This is a genomic window from Stenotrophomonas sp. SrG (assembly GCF_050031795.1).
GTDB lineage: Bacteria > Pseudomonadota > Gammaproteobacteria > Xanthomonadales > Xanthomonadaceae > Stenotrophomonas > Stenotrophomonas rhizophila_A.
In genome coordinates, this window is the sequence record NZ_JBNBBE010000962.1 from 1 (window position 1) to 242 (window position 242).

1 pseudogene is annotated in these 242 nt (G+C 64.0%); it reads right to left on the bottom strand.

Features of this window, described 5'->3' with window-relative positions:
- Positions 1-242 (bottom strand): annotated as a pseudogene (locus tag ACQG3P_RS22355) (YSC84-related protein); the annotation flags it as partial.

Genomic DNA, 242 nt, shown 5'->3' on the forward strand with positions numbered 1-242 from the left:
TCCGCGCTTTTCAAGAGCCGAATACGTCGCCTCTTCCAGACGGGCTCGGAAGGCAACCACGTCCATCGACTGCGCTTCGCCCATGCGGCCCTCGAACACCATGCGCGGCGTGGTGTTGCTGACGTAAGCGTCCAGGTTCGCCTCATCGTCGATCTGCTGCACCGCTCCATCCAGCGCCTCGCCGGCAAACAGACCGCGCGCACGCGACCACTACCAGATCTCGGCCTTCAGCTGTCCATCGG